Source organism: Polaribacter filamentus (assembly GCF_002943715.1).
Lineage (GTDB): Bacteria > Bacteroidota > Bacteroidia > Flavobacteriales > Flavobacteriaceae > Polaribacter > Polaribacter filamentus.
Window position 1 is genome coordinate 118,765 of record NZ_MQUA01000004.1, and the last position, 18,286, is coordinate 137,050.

The 18,286-nt window shown below is 33.2% G+C and carries 17 protein-coding genes and 1 pseudogene; 10 read left to right on the forward strand and 8 right to left on the reverse strand.

Annotated elements, in window-relative coordinates:
• Positions 1–11: 11 nt before the first annotated feature.
• The 9 genes and pseudogenes from BST83_RS00650 to BST83_RS21250 all read left to right on the forward strand — a co-directional run bounded on the left by BST83_RS00650 (position 12) and on the right by BST83_RS21250 (position 8,731).
• Positions 12–1,799: an L-fucose isomerase gene (locus BST83_RS00650; protein ID WP_104808125.1), complete on the forward strand. Its 1,788-nt coding sequence runs from the start codon at positions 12–14 to the stop codon at positions 1,797–1,799.
• 156 nt (positions 1,800–1,955) lie between these two features.
• The gene (locus tag BST83_RS00655) at positions 1,956–3,269 is read left to right on the forward strand and encodes an FGGY family carbohydrate kinase (RefSeq protein WP_104808126.1); all 1,314 of its coding nucleotides are present in this window, start codon (positions 1,956–1,958) and stop codon (positions 3,267–3,269) included.
• 23 nt (positions 3,270–3,292) lie between these two features.
• Entirely contained in the window at positions 3,293–3,727 is a 435-nt protein-coding gene (gene fucU, locus BST83_RS00660; RefSeq protein WP_104808127.1) for an L-fucose mutarotase, read from the forward strand.
• A 349-nt stretch (positions 3,728–4,076) separates the two neighbouring features.
• The gene (locus tag BST83_RS00665) at positions 4,077–4,493 is read left to right on the forward strand and encodes an alkaline phosphatase family protein (RefSeq protein WP_104808128.1); all 417 of its coding nucleotides are present in this window, start codon (positions 4,077–4,079) and stop codon (positions 4,491–4,493) included.
• Complete coding sequence (locus BST83_RS00670; protein ID WP_104808129.1) at positions 4,490–4,687, forward strand: hypothetical protein; 198 nt, start codon at positions 4,490–4,492, stop codon at positions 4,685–4,687. The genes BST83_RS00665 and BST83_RS00670 overlap by 4 nt, the downstream gene beginning before the upstream one ends.
• Positions 4,688–4,929: 242 nt before the next feature.
• Positions 4,930–5,769, forward strand: coding sequence for a sulfatase-like hydrolase/transferase (locus BST83_RS00675; protein ID WP_205853530.1), 840 nt, complete (start codon positions 4,930–4,932; stop codon positions 5,767–5,769).
• A 55-nt stretch (positions 5,770–5,824) separates the two neighbouring features.
• Positions 5,825–6,190: an alkaline phosphatase family protein gene (locus BST83_RS20085; protein ID WP_367889113.1), complete on the forward strand. Its 366-nt coding sequence runs from the start codon at positions 5,825–5,827 to the stop codon at positions 6,188–6,190.
• A gap of 166 nt (positions 6,191–6,356) precedes the next feature.
• A pseudogene (locus tag BST83_RS21650) lies at positions 6,357–8,479 on the forward strand (glycoside hydrolase family 95 protein); the annotation flags it as partial.
• 6 nt (positions 8,480–8,485) lie between these two features.
• Positions 8,486–8,731, forward strand: a complete 246-nt coding sequence (locus tag BST83_RS21250) for a glycoside hydrolase family 95-like protein (RefSeq protein WP_367889118.1) — start codon at positions 8,486–8,488, stop codon at positions 8,729–8,731.
• Positions 8,732–9,241: 510 nt separating this feature from the next.
• On the opposite strand, the gene BST83_RS00695 is transcribed toward BST83_RS21250, so the two are convergent.
• From BST83_RS00695 to BST83_RS00730, 8 genes are all read right to left on the reverse strand, one after another.
• Positions 9,242–10,540 carry a TRAP transporter large permease gene (locus BST83_RS00695; protein ID WP_104808133.1) on the reverse strand — a complete coding sequence of 433 codons (1,299 nt, stop codon included), beginning with the start codon at positions 10,538–10,540 and terminating at the stop codon, positions 9,242–9,244.
• A gap of 4 nt (positions 10,541–10,544) precedes the next feature.
• The gene (locus BST83_RS00700) at positions 10,545–11,015 is read right to left on the reverse strand and encodes a TRAP transporter small permease (RefSeq protein WP_240614580.1); all 471 of its coding nucleotides are present in this window, start codon (positions 11,013–11,015) and stop codon (positions 10,545–10,547) included.
• Positions 11,015–12,001 (reverse strand): TRAP transporter substrate-binding protein, encoded by a 987-nt coding sequence (locus BST83_RS00705; protein ID WP_104808134.1) that lies wholly within the window; start codon positions 11,999–12,001, stop codon positions 11,015–11,017. Before BST83_RS00705 ends, BST83_RS00700 begins: the two co-directional genes overlap by 1 nt.
• A 13-nt stretch (positions 12,002–12,014) precedes the next feature.
• The gene (locus BST83_RS00710; protein ID WP_104808135.1) at positions 12,015–13,166 is read right to left on the reverse strand and encodes a BT3233 family polysaccharide utilization protein; all 1,152 of its coding nucleotides are present in this window, start codon (positions 13,164–13,166) and stop codon (positions 12,015–12,017) included.
• Between the two features lie 152 nt (positions 13,167–13,318).
• Entirely contained in the window at positions 13,319–14,113 is a 795-nt protein-coding gene (locus tag BST83_RS00715) for a gluconate 5-dehydrogenase (protein WP_104808136.1), read from the reverse strand.
• 5 nt (positions 14,114–14,118) lie between these two features.
• Entirely contained in the window at positions 14,119–14,958 is an 840-nt protein-coding gene (gene kduI, locus BST83_RS00720) for a 5-dehydro-4-deoxy-D-glucuronate isomerase (RefSeq protein ID WP_104808294.1), read from the reverse strand.
• 19 nt (positions 14,959–14,977) lie between these two features.
• Positions 14,978–16,165, reverse strand: coding sequence for a mannonate dehydratase (uxuA, locus tag BST83_RS00725; RefSeq protein WP_104808137.1), 1,188 nt, complete (start codon positions 16,163–16,165; stop codon positions 14,978–14,980).
• A gap of 12 nt (positions 16,166–16,177) precedes the next feature.
• Complete coding sequence (locus tag BST83_RS00730; RefSeq protein ID WP_104808138.1) at positions 16,178–17,005, reverse strand: SDR family oxidoreductase; 828 nt, start codon at positions 17,003–17,005, stop codon at positions 16,178–16,180.
• Positions 17,006–17,132: 127 nt separating this feature from the next.
• Between BST83_RS00730 and BST83_RS00735 the strand changes: the two genes are divergently transcribed.
• Positions 17,133–18,212, forward strand: coding sequence for a substrate-binding domain-containing protein (locus BST83_RS00735; protein ID WP_104808139.1), 1,080 nt, complete (start codon positions 17,133–17,135; stop codon positions 18,210–18,212).
• Positions 18,213–18,286: the final 74 nt, after the last annotated feature.

An 18,286-nucleotide genomic window follows, 5' to 3' on the forward strand; every position in this document is an offset into this window, starting at 1 on the left:
AAATAAAGTTTATGAACAGACTTATAGGTAGATTACCAAAAGTAGGAATTCGTCCAGTAATTGATGGACGTGAAGCAGGTGTTAGAGAATCATTGGAAGACCAATGTATGGATATGGCTAGAGCTGCTGCCAAATTAATAGAAGAAACATTACGTTTTCCTAGTGGAGAAAAAGTAGAATGTGTCATTGCAGATACCACAATTGGTGGAGTTGCAGATGCTGCTGCTTGCGCAGATAAATTTAAAAGAGAAGGTGTGGAAGTTTCTTTAACGGTAACTCCTTGTTGGTGCTACGGAACCGAAGTTATGGACACAGACCCATTATTGCCAAAAGCGGTTTGGGGTTTTAATGGAACAGAAAGACCAGGTGCAGTTTATTTGGCTGCAGCTTTAGCAGGATATTCTCAAAAAGGATTGCCAGCTTTTGGAATTTATGGCAAAGAAGTTCAAGATGCTGGAGATATGAGTATTCCTGCAGATGTTGAAGAAAAATTATTACGTTTCACAAAAGCAGCGTTAGCAGTTGCTCAAATGAATGGTAAGTCATATTTATCAATAGGTTACAGTTCTATGGGAATTTCTGGTTCTATGGTAGATGTTAATTTTTTACAGGATTATTTTGGGATTAGAGCAGAATTTGTAGAATCTATTGAATTGTTGCGAAGAATAGATGAAGGCATTTATGATAAAGATGAATTTGAAAAAGCATTAGCATGGACCAAGGAAAACTGCAAAGAAGGTAAAGACTATAACAATCCTGAAGCTCAAAAATCTGCTGAAGTAAAAGAAAAAGAATGGGAAAAAGTGGTTAAAATGACGCTTATTTGTCGTGATTTAATGATTGGAAATTCTAAATTAAAAAAACTAGGTTTTGGTGAAGAATCTAAAGGACGTAATGCAATAATAGGAGGTTTCCAAGGGCAACGCCAATGGACAGATTACCAACCAAATGCCGATTTTACGGAATCTATTTTAAACTCATCTTTTGATTGGAACGGCATTCGTCAAGCCTTTGTTTTTGCAACAGAAAACGATTGTTTAAACGCTGTATCTATGTTGTTTGGGCATTTATTAACCAATACAGCCCAAATATTCTCGGATGTAAGAACGTATTGGAGTCCAGAATCTGTTGAACGTGTCACAGGAAAAAAATTAACAGGCATTGCTAAAGATGGTATCATTCATTTAATCAATTCTGGTTCTACCACATTAGATGCTACGGCACAACAATCTGATGCTAAAGGCAATCCAACTATGAAACCATATTGGGATATCACTGAAGATGAAGTTCAAAAATGTTTAGCCAATACAAAATGGCCAGCTGCCATTGGTGAATATTTTAGAGGTGGTGGTTTTTCATCTCAATTTAAAACCAAGGGTACCATGCCATTAACCATGTGCAGAATAAATCTTGTGAAAGGCATAGGCCCTGTATTGCAACTTGTTGAAGGATGGTCTGTAGAATTGCCAGAAGACATTCATACCATTTTAGACGAAAGAACAAACCCTACATGGCCAACAACATGGTTTGTGCCAAGACTAACTGGCCAAGGATTCTTTAAAGATGTGTATACGGTAATGGCGCAATGGGGAGCAAACCATGGTGCAATTTCTCACGGACATATTGGTGCCGATTTAATTTCATTAGCTTCAATTTTAAGAATTCCTGTAAACATGCATAATGTGTCTGATGAAGATGTTTTCCGTCCAAGCGCATGGTCTGCTTTTGGAGAAAATTTGGAATCTGCAGATTATAGAGCGTGTGCTACATATGGTCCACTTTACGGATTTAAACAGTAAAACATTATTATAGATTAGGATCAATGGAAGTTTTTGTTTGAGTTATCTTTTTATTGTTATTTAAATTCTTTTTTATAATAGCTTGATTTAGTTTTCCCTTAAATTGTTGTAAAACATAGAAAGGGAAGACTTTATCTTATCAATTTTTTTTAAGAAATGCAAAAAGTAATCGCTGTTTTTGATATTGGAAAAACCAATAAAAAGATATTTTTATTCAATAAGGATTTTGAGGTTGTATATACAAACTCCATTCGTTTTGAAGAAGTTTTAGATGATGATAATTACCCTTGTGATGATATAGAATCTATTGAAGCCTGGATAAAAAATGAAATTAAAACCATTCAAAAAAATAATGAATTTACCATAAAAGCCATTAACTTTTCTACTCATGGTGCTACTTTGGTCTATTTAGATAAAGAAGGTAATAGAATTACACCGCTTTATAATTACTTAAAACCATTGTATTTTGACTTCACACCATTTTACAATGCTCATGGTGGCATTGAAGAATTTTCCAGAAAAACAGCTTCGCCAGCATATGGAATGTTAAATGCCGGTTTACAAATGTATTGGTTGAAAAACAAAAAATCACATTTTTGGAAATCTGTAGCCTTCATTTTACATTACCCACAATATCTAAGTTATTTATTTACAAATAAAGTAACGGCCGATTTCACATCGATTGGTGCTCATACGGCTACTTGGGACTTTGATACTATGAATTACCATAGTTGGTTGGCCGAAGAAAATATTAGTTTACCCGAACCATCAAACGGGAAGGAAGCTATAATTGCGAATGTTAATGGTGAAGCTATCGCAATAGGTTCTGGTTTACACGATAGTTCTTCTTCAATAATACCATTGTTAAAAATAAATCATGGAAATGAGTTTATTTTGTTGTCTACAGGAACTTGGATTATCTGTATGAACCCATTCAGCAGGGAAACCTTAACATCTTATCAATTAAAAAATGATGTTCTTTGTTTTATGACACCAGATAAAAAACAAATAAAATCATCTATGCAATTTTTAGGACGTATTCATGAAGTTAATGCCATAGCTTTAAGCAAATACTTTGGCGTTGAAAAAAACCATTATTTAGAATTAAAGTTGAATAAAAAAAATTGCTCAGATATTTTATCGAAAAGTGAGTCAATATTTCTATCAAATACTAATGCTGAAGGTTTTAAAGGCAATTTAGAGAAGCTTGACAACTTTAAAAGTTATGAACTCGCCTATTATCAGCTTATTTTTGAGATTACAGAACGTGTTCATCAAGGCATGCATTGTATTTTAGATTCTAAAAATAATCTAAAGAATGTTTACATATCTGGTGGCTTCAATAAAAATGTTATTTTTATTGAATATCTGCGTCAAATGATGCCAAAACAAAACATTCAATTTCCAGAAGGAAAAAATGCCAGTGCTTTAGGCGCTGCTTTGTTAATGAAAGATTATTTAAAAGAGTAAAAAACCATATAAAATAAGTTATAATGTTAAAAGGTATATCCCCATTAGTTAGCCCAGAATTATTAAAAGTTTTATCCGAGATGGGCCATGGGGACGAAATTGTTTTTTCGGATGCACATTTTCCTGCAAAATCATTTAATGCTAATGTATTGCGCTTAGATGGTGTTAAGATTTCGGAATTACTATTAGGTGTTTTACCCTTATTTGAACTTGATAGCTATGACCCTGCTCCACTAATAATGATGGCAGCTGTTGAAGGTGACACCTTAGATCCTGCGGTTAAAGAAAGCTATTTAAAAAGTATACGCAAAATCTACCCAAATTATTCCCCTATAATAAATATAGACCGCAATACCTTTTATGAAAGAGCGACCAAAGCTTTTGCAATAGTCGTTACTGGAGAAACAGTTAAATATGGTAATATTATATTAAAAAAAGGTGTAACACCTATTTCTTGAAAATAATAATAGAATATTTAATGGTATATAAAAAAATCAATTTGCGAAGTAGAGAGAATTTCAGTAAACCAAAATTATAATTAACTAACTACTGATATTTATAAATTTAAATCCATTTTATCCAAATATTGATACAATTTAGGACATAGCGTTATGAATTTTTATAATAAAACATAAAAGTCATTATCTATTGTTCTAATTATTAAATATTTGAATTATACATAAAATAACCTGTTTTAAATATCTCATTATAATTCATATTTTCATTAATTTGTAAATAGAACGACTTAATTCATGTAAATCTAAATATTGCAAAACAAAAGAATTAATAATATTAAACAAATTAATTATGAATTTAAAATTATCTTTTCTCGATTTAAAAAAGCAATGGCTTATCCTAATATTGCTATTTGGTTTCTTTCAATTTTCATATTCTAATGATTTAACGTCTAAAAAATTAAGGCAGCAAAAAGATGTTCATGGTACCATAACAGATAGTAATAATGTGTCACATTGGACTCCAAAAGATCAACAACAATATACACATAGAGCTAATTATGTTTTTAATGGGCAAAAAGCTGATATATATGAAGGAGGGCATCATATACCATACATTGCAAAATGGCCTACAAAAATAAAGCCAGGTTCAAGTTCAAATCAGATTATGTGTACAACGGATCTTTTAGCAACGCTTTCTGGTATCACAGGGAAGTCATTAACAAAAGGTGCAAGAGAAGACAGTTATAATATGCTTCTGCTTATTTGAGTACCAATAATAATCAACAAATTCGCGATTATACCGTTCATCATTCATTAAATGGTTTTTTCTCCATCCGAAAAGGAAAATGGAAATTAACTACACAATTAGGATCTGGGGGCTTTAGTATACCTTCTGAAATATCTGTAGAAACAGTACAAACAATGGGGACTTTATTTGACATGAAAAACGATATTGAATAAATAAATAATCTATATAACGCAAATCCTAAAATTGTTAAGGAACTAACTAGTATACTAAATGAAGTGAAATTAACCAAGGACTAAATTTGATATTCTAAAAATAGAAACATTAATTAATAAATAATTTAATATTAGCAAATATACAAAACTTACTAAAAATAAATAGTTTGAAGAATAGAATAATTATACTTTTCAGCATCATTTCATTCCTTAGTTATACCAAGGAAAAAAGCAATCAGGACTTGAGACCGAACTTCGTAATCATAATGGCGGATGATTTGGGTTATGGAGATTTATCTTGTTACAATAGTGCTTCAAGTATTCATACTCCTAATTTAGATTTATTAGTAGCAGAAGGTATGATGTTTACAGATTTTCATTCTAATGGTAGCATTTGTAGCCCAACACGAGCAGCATTGATGACAGGGAAATACCAGCAGCGTACAGGTGTAGAGGGTGTGATTACTGCCAAAACACATAGGGATGTTGGATTAAGTTTAAGTGAAATTACAATAGCCGAGGAATTTAAGAGGCAGAATTACAACTGCGGAATGTTCGGAAAATGGCACTTGGGTTACTCGAAAAAGCACAACCCTATATTACAAGGGTTTGATACGTTTGAAGGATTTGTTAGTGGTAATATTGATTACCACGCTCACATTGACCAAGAAGGCTATCTTGACTGGTGGAAAGGGACTGAAATTCACAACGTAAAAGGGTATACAACCGATTTAATCACAGAAAATGGAGTAAAATACATCACGGAAAATAATCCTAAAAAAACAGGTAAGCCTTTCTTCTTATATCTAGCACATGAGGCGCCTCATTATCCCTATCAAAAACGAATTGATAAAATTTTAAGAGAAGTTGGTATCAGGGGCGGAACATCTGTTAATAAAGATAGTATCCGATCTATCTATAAGGAAATGGTCGAAGTAATGGATGAAGGAATAGGTAAAATAATACAAACTCTTAAAGAAACAGGGCAGTATAATAATACAGTGCTAATTTTCTTATCTGATAACGGATCCAGTAAATATGGAAGTAATGGCGGTTTAAGAGGGTTTAAAGGGGGCTTATGAAGGAGGGAGCCGTGTCCCTGCTATCATAAGTTACCCAAATAAGATAAAAAAAGGAGTGGTTAATAACCAAACTATACTTACAATGGATATTTTACCGACACTTCTTGATTTTATTGGTAAAAAGCCTAAAGGGGAAAACATAGATGGAATAAGTATAAAAAATAATTTATTACATCAAACTAACTTACCCAAAAGAGATGTGTTTTTCTCTTTTAAAAATCGCAGTTTTATAAGAAGTGGAAAGTGGAAAATGATTAGTATAAAAAATCAGGATAGATTTGAACTTTATGATTTATCTATTGATGTTAAAGAAAGTAATGACGTTTCGTTAGATAATGAGGATTTAATAAATGGGTTTAAGTCGAAACTAATATCGTGGGAAAAAGAAGTAAGAAAAGAGGTGGATATCATATCGAAATAGATCTGCTTTAATAAAAAACTGAGACTGTAAAATAAAGGATCATGATTAAAAGTTGTGTGAATTAATAACTACTTTATTAATGAGGTAAAGTAAAGAACAACGTTGCCAAATATTAAATAAATGAATAATGAAAGAAATAAAACAAAGTAATATGAGTTTTAGAATGATGATTCAATCGTTAATAATAGTTTTCTTTTTATCAGCATGTAATAAAGATAATCATGATGGCAAAAATCCGGACAATAATTTGTGGTATCAACAACCCGCTCAATCCTGGTTTGAAGCTTTACCCCTTGGAAATGGAAAAATTGGAGCCATGGTTCACGGGACTCCCGAAAAAGAAAAGCTTCAGTTAAATGAAGAAACTCTGTGGGCAGGTTACCCAGAGGAACCAATACCTGCCAATGCAAAGAAACATTATGCCAAATTTCAGCAACTTAGCTTAGAGGGTAAATTTGATCAAGCCAATGATTATGCTATGGAAAATCTTGCAATTTCTCCTACCGGCATAAGATCTTATCAGACACTGGGGATTTATTTATATCTTTTGATAAGCACCTTGATGTTGATGATTATAGACGAAACCTTAACCTTCAAACAGGTATTAACACGACACAATATACCATCAATGGCAAAAGGTTTATCAGAGAATCCTTTGTTTCTGTTGAGTACAACACTTTGTTCTATCATTTTAAAAGCCTGGATAATGAAACGGTTAGAAGTAAAATAAGTTTTGAAAGACCAAAAGATATTACCCAGCACCTTAATAACAATACACTAATTATAGATGGGCAGATTTTCGATGATGCCGAAGGCTATGATGACAATCCGGGAGGATCTGGCAAAGCAGGCTATCATATGAAGTTTGCTGCAAATATTTATGTAAAAAACACCTCAGGTGAGCTCAAATCAAAAGGGAATGAATTCATTATTAAGAATTCTGACGAATTTACAGTGATGCTAACAGCGGCTACCGACTACAATATAGATAGAATGAACTTTGATCGGCATATCAAGCCGTTAGATATTTGCGAACAGACAATTAAGAAGGTTTCAACATTGGATTATGAATCTGTTAAAGCTGAACATATTGCATCTCATTCTAAAATAATGAACAGGGTTAAGTTTGATATTACACCTAATAGTTTAAACATTATCCCAACGGATGTAAGAATATCAAACCTCAAAAACAAGAGAGAAGACAAACACTTAACAGAACTTTTTTTTCAATATGGAAGGTATTTGTTGCTCTCAAGTTCAGGAGGTAATTCGGTACTTCCAGCTAATTTACAAGGCATCTGGAATAAGGACATGTGGGCTGCATGGGAATCAGATTTTCATTTAAACATTAACCTGCAAATGAATTATTGGCCAGCCGATATTACTAACCTAAGTGAAACTGTTCAGCCATTGTCTGTTTTTATGAAAAACTTGGCAGAAAATGGACAAGTGACTGCTTCTGAGTTTATAAATACTGGGGGTTGGCTGGCACCTCATGCTACAAATGCATTTGGCAGAACAACGCCTAGCGGTTCTACCAAGCTTTCTCAGGTAAATAATGGCTATTATTTCCCTTTGGGTGGTGCCTGGATGTCTTTAACTTTATGGAGACATTATGAGTTTGTGCAAGACCAAACCTATCTAAAAAACGAAGCGTATCCATTAATAAGTGGAGCAGCAAGGTTTATACTGGATTTTTTGGTAGAAAATGAAAAGGGTGAATTGGTTACGGTTCCTTCCTATTCTCCAGAAAACAGTTACATCGACCCACAATCGGGGAAAAAATTGAGGAACACCGTAGCATCAGCTCTTGAAATACAAATCATACGAGATGTATTTCATGCCTGTTTAGAATCAGAAAAAATATTGAATCAAGAGACCGAACTGACAGCAATGATCACCGATGCTTTACAAAAACTCCCGGAAACTAAAATTGGAAAAAATGGCACGATTCAGGAATGGTATGAAGATTTTGAGGAAGTTGATGCTGGTCACAGACATATATCCCATCTTTACGCGTTATACCCATCAAATCAAATCAATGTGAATACGCCTAAACTTTTTGAAGCTGCCAAAAAAACACTTGAAAGACGTTTATCCTCAGGTGGGGGTCAAACAGGATGGAGCCGTGCCTGGATGATAAATTTCTACGCTCGCCTTCATAATGGTGATGAGTGTACTAAACATATTTCTCAGCTTATATCAGAACAAGTATCCCCCAACCTTTTTGATTTACACCCTCCTCGTATTTTCCAAATTGATGGTAACCTTGCTGCAACAGCAGGTATTGCTGAAATGCTTATACAAAGCCATACTGGGGAAATAATTTTATTGCCTGCTTTACCTTCTTCTTGGAATGATGGAGAAGTAAATGGATTACTTGCCAGAGGTGGCTTCGAGTTAAATATGAAGTGGGAAAAAGGAAAACTAATTAAAGCTTCTTTGTATTCAAAATCTGGAAATAAGGTTAAAGTAAGGTATGGAGACAAAGTGCTTGAATTAGAGACTATAAAAGGCGAAATGTATTCATTAGAGTTTTGATCTAATGCTGCGGAAGCTAGAGTTTGATGTATATGGTGAATCCAGATTTCTCTGCGAAAAGCCCTGAAAAAGGCAATAAAAACCTTGTAAATAGTTGATTTACAGGATTTTTAAGTTATTAGGCGAGTTACATAAGTTTTGATTTCGTTTCGCTGTCTGTCTATATTGACACAACGATCATTATCTGGAGTGGTATGAATATAAAACCGAAAAACACTAGAATTTAATTCTGAGTCAAAAACCTTATCTATATGTCTTCTGAACTCAGCGTGATTGCAATCAGGAGCTTCAATAACATTATGACCTGGAGCCAAAACGTTATTGATGTCTTCGTATGTGTTACCTGGTCCGTTGGCATCTAATATTACTTGACCTATCGTTAGTTGGGTAACTGAAAAAAACATTAAGAATGCAAAAAAAATATCTTTTCACAATTTTATTTAGTGTATTATAATTTGAAACATTTTTTAGTTGTAAAAAATCTATTAAATATAATCTATCGAACCCTAATTATATCAAACCGAACTGTCTCGGTAACCAGAGTGTCAATTCTGGGAAATATGTGATAATCAAAAGCACAACAATCATCACCAAAAATAATGGTAACAAGGGTTTGACTACTTGCTGAATTTTTAAACCCGCAACACTACAACCTACAAAGAGCACCGAGCCAACTGGCGGTGTGCACAAACCAATACACAAATTCATAATCATAACAATTCCGAAATGAATTGGATCCATTCCTAAACTGGTCACAATTGGTAAAAAGATAGGTGTAAATATTAAAACTGCTGGTGTCATGTCCATAAAAACACCTACAAACAATAATATTAAGTTGATAATTATTAAAATAACAATCGGGTTATCGCTGATTGATAATAACGTATTACTAATTTCTTGCGGAATGTTTTCATAACTCATCACCCAAGACATGGCAATAGAAGTCGCAATTAATAACAACACAATTGCCGAGGTTTTAATTGTTTCTAACAAGATTGGAGAAATATCTTTCATCGAAATTTCTTTATATGCAAAACCTAAAATTAAGGTATAAATTACAGCAATCGCAGATGCTTCTGTTGCTGTAAAGATACCAGCAACAATGCCACCAATAACAACCACCAACAGCATTAAACTAGGGAAAGCTGCAATAAATCTTCTAAAAAATTCTCTAAATCCAACTACTTTATCTGTTGGATATTTTTTGATGATAGAATAAATTAGAGCCACGACCATTAACGCAAAACCGATTAATAAACCTGGCACATAACCTGCAATAAATAAGGCTGCAATAGAAACACCACCACTTGCTAAAGAATAAACAATTAATACATTACTAGGTGGAATGATCAACCCTGTAGTTGCACTTGTAATATTTACCGCGGCACTAAAAGATTTATCATAACCGTCTTTTTCCATCATCGGGTTCATAAAGCCTCCAATTGCAGATGCTGCAGCAACTGCAGATCCAGAAATTGCGCCAAAAAGCATACAAGAAATAATGTTTACAAAAGCCAAACCTCCTGGAAGTGGACCAACGATTGCCTTCGCAAAATTAATTAATCGGACGGCGATTCCACCACGATTCATAATTTGACCTGCCAATATAAAAAACGGAATTGCAGACAGTGTAAAACTATCCAACGAAGTTGCCATTCTTTGCGCCAATGTAGTTACAGAAGGTAAAAAAGGCATGGCGCTTAATAAGGTAAATAATGCTGCTAAACCAATAGCATAAGCAATTGGCACTCTTAGTGATAAGAAAACTAAAAAGCTGGTAACTAAAATTAGTACTTCAATTAAATTCATAATTTTATGCTTTATGTAATTTTCTATTAGTGATAAAAGTGTCTAAACTGTAATAACAAATTAAAATTCCGGAAATAGGAAGTACCATATAAATAAATCCTAAAGGAATCTCTAATGTGGCTGATGTTTGCCCGAATTGAAAACTTAATTGACACAATCGTATTCCGCCAATAACCATCACTAAAAAAGCGAAAGCAGTTACTGATAAATAGACAATTCCATCAAATAAATTTTGTTTTTTTGCCACTACTTTTTCTGGGATGAGATCAATTGCTAAATGCAAATGTTGCCCTGTTGCGTAGGCTGCGCCTAACAAACCTAACCAAATTAATGAGAAACTTGAAATCTCATCAGTAATAGTACTTGGGTTTCTTATAATAAATCTTGAAAATACTTGCCAAATAACACTAAACAACATTAATACCAACACAAAAAGTACTGACTTTTCTAATATACTATCAATTTTCGCTCTCATTATTGTTTGTTTTTGATGGAAAGTATTAAAGACTGCATTACTTCATCATCTTTAAATAGATCTAAAATGCCTTTGGTTTGTTCTTCAAAAGGTTTTTTATCTGGATAAACCACGGTGACTCCTGCCTTTTTTACAGCTGCTAAAGATTCCGTTTCAGATGCAGCCCATAATTTTCTTTGCACAATTTTACTTTGTTCTACAGCTTCATTTAACCATTTCTTTTGTTGGTCATTTAATCTTGCATAAGTATCCGTTCCAATTAACAAAACATCGGGCACAGCTGTATGTTCGTCCAAACTATAATATTTACAAACCTCATAATGCTTTGAAGTAAAAAAACTTGGTGGGTTATTTTCTGCTCCGTCTACAACTCCTTGTTGCAACGCAGTGTATAATTCTCCAAATGAAATTGGCGTTGGTGATCCTCCTAAATCATTCACCATGGCAACTGCCATATTACTTTTTTGAACTCTTATTTTTTTTCCTTTTAAATCTGAAGGTGAATTAATCGGATTATCTTTCATGTAAAAACTTCTACTTCCAGCATCATAGAAAGTCAAACCCCTTAATCTAAATTTTTCTCCTTGAAGTAATAATTTTTCACCAATTTCACTATCAAAAACACTAAATGTATGTGCTTTGTTTCTAAACATATAAGGAATACTAAACACTTTATATTCAGGTATAAAGTTCTCTAAAACCGCAGCAGAAACTTTGGTAATGTCTAAACTACCAATTTGCAATAGCTCTAAACACTCTCTTTCTCCGCCTAATTGACTACTCGGATAAATATTTAAAAGTAACTTTCCGCCAGAGCGTTCTTTTAATTCTTCACTTAAAAGAACCATTGCTTTGTGTACGGGATGTTGGGTATCTAAACTGTGCCCTAATCGTAAAATTTTAGTGGTTTTTTCTGATGTACATCCCGATAAAAACAAGGCAAAAGTAATTGCAAAAACACTAAGAAATGGATACTTTTTTATCATTATATTTCTAAATTTAGTTTTGAGTTACTAGGAACGGATTTTTAATTTTGATTGCAAAATCTCTTAAATAAGATTCCCATTCTTGTTGTGATTTAAATTGGTTGCTTTTCTTCCAACCGAAACCTGCATAATAAATTACTTTATTATTTACAACGCGCAAGTTTGCATAGAAATTACTCTCATCTTTTTTAGAAGTAACATACTTTTCAGAACTCATAAAATAAGCATTATTTGCCACCAAACCTTGCCCTAATTCTGAATCATCAAAAGGTTCCCAATAACTAATCCAGTTTTTATCTTCAGATGTTATTCCATCTTTTTTATGCAATGTTAAACCTGCAGAAATAGTATCTGTCTCTGAAATATGGATTTCAAATCTTGATAAATTTTGTCCGTAATCTAAAGAAATATGTTTGCTTTCTTCAATTTGTTTGCCGTTCGCATCCCAAGCTTCATAATTTAAAACAAAACTTGTTCTAATAGGGCCATTTGTTATGGTTTTGTAATCAGTAAAATTTTTAGAATATTGATAGGTTGTATCTGTTTTTATAGCAATTCCACCAACCCCACGGCTAACGCCTACATGAAAATTATCTAAACCTTCGCCTGTATCTTCATGATAAGTACCTTTACCTTCCGTGGTTTCTTTATACCATTTATTGATAATTGGATATTCCACACGTTTTAACCAAGCATCCATTCCGCTTGATAAAGTACCGCCTTTTACGCCATCTTCCACCATTTTTTGTGCAACTGGTCCATACGTTCTAAACGCTACTCTATTATTTTCCCAGGCATAATCGTCTGTTCTTTCTGGCACAAAACGAGCATAACAATAAGTGGTTACTGAATCTTGTATTTTAGTTGAAATTGATAAATTATATTTATTTGTCGAATTTGCTTTAATTTTTGGTTGAAACAATAAAACATTATCTTTTCCATCTGAATTAGTATCAACCAATTGAAAAATGATTTTTTCTTCTGAATTTTCTTTAGAAATAACATAATTATCAGCTGTGAAATTTGAAACATCAATTTCTACAGTTTCAAATTCTCTATCCATATTTAGTGTGTTTCTCACTTCAATAGTGGAAAGGATTGCTACTTTTTTATCACAATTGATAAAACAGGTTGTGGTAAGAAAGAGGAAGATTATTTTTTTCATTTTGGTTGATTTGACTTTCTTTTCCTGCAAGGTCTGTTTTTGACCTTTCAGGTATGATTACTTATGTATACCTACAAAACTTTTGAAACCTTGCAGGATGTTTTGAAACTGAAACAAGCTCAACATATAAACCTTGCGAATTATTTATTTATTTATTCTTCATTTGAAGGTTTACCAATCGTTGCTAGAATTCCACCATCAACATATAAAATATGTCCGTTTACAAAATCACTTGCTTTAGAGGATAAGAAAATTGCTGCTCCTGCTAAATCATTTGGGTCTCCCCATTTTTTTGCTGGTGTTCTGTTCACAATAAAATCGTTAAATGGATGGCCTTCTACTCTAATTGGAGCTGTTTGTGAAGTTGCAAAATAACCAGGACCAATTCCGTTTACTTGAATATTAAAACGTGCCCATTCTGTTGCCATATTCTTGGTTAACATCACCAATCCTCCTTTTGCTGCTGCATACGCACCAACCGTATTTCTACCTAATTGGCTCATCATCGAACAAATATTGATGATTTTTCCTGATTTGCGCTCCATCATTCCTTTTACAACATGTTTTGACACAATAAAAGGACTTATCAAGTCGATATCAATCACTTGTTTAAAATCGGCAACTTCCATTTCCGCCAATGGCGTTCTTTTGATGATCCCTGCATTATTAATTAAAATATCAATCACACCAACTTCGTTTTCAATCTTTTTGATAGCAGCAATTACCTGCGCTTCATCAGCAACATTAAATTTATAACCAACAGCGTTAACTCCTTCCTTTTTATAAGCAGCAACTGCGTTGTCTATTTTTTCTTGTGATGAATTTCCGTTCACAACAATCGTTGCACCCGCTTTTCCCAGACCCATTGCCATAGACATTCCTAAACCATGGGTAGAACCCGTAACTAAAGCAACTTTTCCTTGAATATCAAATAATGTTTGTGACATATTTTTTATCTTAAATCTGTAATTTTTGCAACATCCATGTCGTTATAATCTAAATTCTCTCCTGCCATTCCCCAAATAAAGGTATAGCTTGAAGTTCCTGAACCCGAGTGAATTGACCAAGGTGGTGAAATTACAGCTTGATGATTGTGCATCCAAATATGACGCGTTTCTTGCGGTTGACCCATAAAATGACAAACTGCTTGTTCTTGTGGTATGTCTAAATAATAATACACTTCCATTCTTCTATCATGCACATGTGCAGGCATTGTGTTCCAAACAGAACCTGTTTTTAACTCTGTCATTCCCATTTGTAATTGACAAGTTGTTACAATTCCGCCAATAATCATTTGGTTTACAGTTCTATGATTGGCAGTTTCTAAACTTCCTAATTCAATTTTATTAGCAGCCTCTTTTGTAACATGTTTTGTTGGATATGCAGTATGCGCTGGGGCCGAATTGATATAAAATTTAGAAGGATTCTTTCCATCATCACTTGTAAAAACTACTTCTTTTGCACCTTTACCAATGTATAATGCATCTTTATGATTCATTTTAAAAATTGCACCATCCACAGAAATACTTCCACTTCCGCCAGCATTAATGATTCCCATTTCTCTTCTTTCTAAAAAATAATCTGCTTTTAAAGGAGCAATCGTTTCTAAAGTTAAAGGAGTCTTTGGTACAGCTCCTCCAGCAATATATCTATCATAATGTGTATAGGTCAATTTTATTTTTCCTGCTTCCATTAAGTCAGGAATTAAAAACTCATCTCTTAATTCTTGTGTATCTAATTTTTTAACTTCTTGCGGACTTGAAGCATATCTTGTTTCGAAACTTGTTGACATATTTTTTATTTTTGTTAATTTATAATGAACGTCTAATACCAAGCTCTAAACCCCGTAACTCGGCTAATCCCCGCAAACGTCCAATCCCTGAATATCCAGGATTTGTTTTCTTTTGTAAATCATCTAACATCTTGTGACCATGATCTGGTCTAAATGGCATTCTAAAATCTTGTCTTCCAGCAGCAATTCGTTTTTGCTGTTCTAAAACTAGTGCTTTCATTACGGAATACATATCCACATCACCATCTAAATGATCTGCTTCGTGGAAGTTCCCTTCTGCGTCACTTTTAGTACTGCGTAAATGTATAAAGTGAATTCGATCGCCTAAACGTTCTACCATTCCTGGTAAATCATTATCTGCTCTAACTCCAAAAGAACCAGTACAGAATGTTAATCCATTATTAGGACTTTTTACAGCCTCATACAAATCGACAATATCTTGTTCTGTACTCACAACTCTTGGCAAACCAAGAATTGGAAATGGTGGATCATCTGGATGTATACACATTAAAATTCCAGCCTTTTCAGCTGAAGGAATAATTTCCGAGAGAAATGAAAACAGGTTCGCTTTTAGTTCTTTAGGTCCTATGTTGTTATAGGTTGCTAAAACGGTATTGAATTCTTTTAGAGTATAGCCTTCTTCAGCACCAGGTAAACCAGCTATAATATTTTTTATTATTATTTTTTGTTCTAAATCTGATGTATTTTTTAAATAGTTTTTTGCGGCTTCTTTTTGTTCGTGCGTGTAATCATTTTCTGCATCGGTGCGCTTTAATAGTAACAAATCAAAAGCAGCAAATGCATTCGCTTCAAAACGTAATGCAGTAGATTTATCGTCGACCTCATAATCAAGATTAGTACGTGTCCAATCTAAAACTGGCATAAAGTTATAGCATACAATATCAATTCCACATTTTCCAAGATTAGTTAACGTTTGCTTGTAATTATCTATGTACAATTGACAATCTCCAGATTTCGTCTTAATATTTTCATGAATTGGCACAGATTCTACTACAGACCATGTTAATCCAATGTTTTCTATAATATCTTTTCTCTTTTGAATTTCTTCAACGGTCCAAATTTCTCCATTTGGAATATGATGTAACGCAGAAACTACACCCGTAGCGCCAGATTGTTTTACATCTAATAGGGAAACTGGATCTTTTGGTCCATACCAACGCCAAGTTTGTTCTAAATTTCCTCTCATTTTATTTCTTTTTTATACGCCACTATATGCTGCAAATCCACCATCAATTGGCACTACAACTCCTGTTACAAATTTTGCTCCTTCGCCACATAACCACAAAGTGGTACCTACTAAATCTTCTGGCTCTCCATAACGCCCCATAGGGGTTTGATCTATAATCTGTTGACCACGCTGGGTTAGACTGCTATCTTCATTTGTTAATAAAGTACGGTTCTGATCTGTTAAGAAAAAACCAGGCGCCAGAGCATTAACACGAATTCCTACTTTAGAAAAGTGAACGGCTAACCATTGTGTAAAATTAGAAACAGCTGCTTTTGCACCACTATAAGCTGGGATTTTAGTTAAAGGTGTGAACGCATTCATGGATGAAATATTTAAAATATTACATCCTTCTCTTCCAACCATATCTGTTGCAAAAACTTGCGTTGGCAACAAGGTCCCTATAAAATTTAAGTTGAATGTAAACTGAATTCCGTTTACATCTAAATCAAAAAAAGTTTTAAAACCTTCTGTTTTATTCGCTAAATCTGCAGCCTCTAAATACGGATTGGACGTTGTGCCTAAAGGATGGTTTCCTCCTGCGCCATTTACTAAAATATCAACCTTACCAAAAGCATCATTTATTACTTTTTTTGCTGCGAGTAAAGAGTCTTTTTCTAACACATTTGCAGCAACACCAATTGCTTGGCCGCCTGCTTTATTAATTTTATCTGCTACTTTATCTGCGGCATCTTTTCTTAAATCTAAAACAGCAACCTTGTTCCTTTGTTTTGCAAATGCCAGCGCTAAAGTGCTACATAAAACGCCTCCTGCTCCTGTTAATACGATTGTTTTATTCATAATTATAATACCTATTTTGTTAATTTCGTGTACGCAAACGTAAATATATAAATAAAAATAGTGTACGCACACTATTTTTATTTATTTTTATTGCTTTATTATTTTTCGAGTAAACTAAATAAATAACATGTTAAGAATAAAAGATATTGCCTTAGAAGCAAATGTATCTGAAGGAACGGTTGATAGAGTGCTACATAACAGAGGTGGTGTTTCGAAAAAAACGGAAGAAAAAATTAAGAAAATTTTACAAGAAAGAAATTTTATTCAAAATCCAGTTGCCAGTGCATTGGCGATGCAAACTAATTTTAGCATTGGCGTTTTAATTCCAGAATTTACAGACGAAGATATATTTTGGAAATCTCCATACTTTGGAATTCTAAAAGCAAGCAGTGAAGTTAAAAATACTGGTATACGGGTAGATCACTATTCGTTTAAACCATCTGAACCTAGTTCATATATTGATGCTTTTACTAAATTAATTGCTACAAAACCAAGCGCTGTTTTATTAGTTCCTTTTTTTATTGAAAAAACAAAAAAAATACTAAATCAATTAAAAGCATTAGACATTGAATGTTATTTTTTGAACATAGAACCTTTAGGCTTTGATGATGTTCGTTTTATAGGTCAAGATGCTTACAATGCTGGATTTATAGCTGGGAAATTAATGAATTTAAGCATTCCAGAAAACAGATCAACCTTAATAATTAAAACTAAAAATCAAGTAAAAAATCAAACAATTTCTTCTAGAATTCAAGGTTACGAAAACTATTTTACAGAAAATAAATTAAAGAATACCGTTACAAAATTAACGATAGATAATTTTGCGGATGTAAGTTCTAATAGAAAAATAATCAAAACTTTTTTAGAAAAAAACAAGTCTATAAAAGGTATTTTTGTGCCATCAAGTAGAATTTCGAAAATTGTAGCATGTTTCTCCGAAGAGCAATTAAAAGATTTAAAATTGATTGGTTTTGATAATATTGATAAAAATATTGAATTGCTAAAAGACGATTCTATTGCCTTTTTAATTTCTCAAAAACCTTTTGAACAAGGCTACGAAGCCATTCGTTTAATTGCAGATCAACTAAAGTTTAAAAAAAATATAGCTGCTAAAATTTACCTTCCTATTGATATTCTCATAAAAGAAAATGTAATTTATCCTGATTTAAATCAAAAGTTGTTTGAGAACGAAAACTATCCTAAATAATATAAAACAGACGATAGTAGACTTATTTTGAACTATAAGCACCTTCTTTATTTCTATTTTTACGCAGTACACAC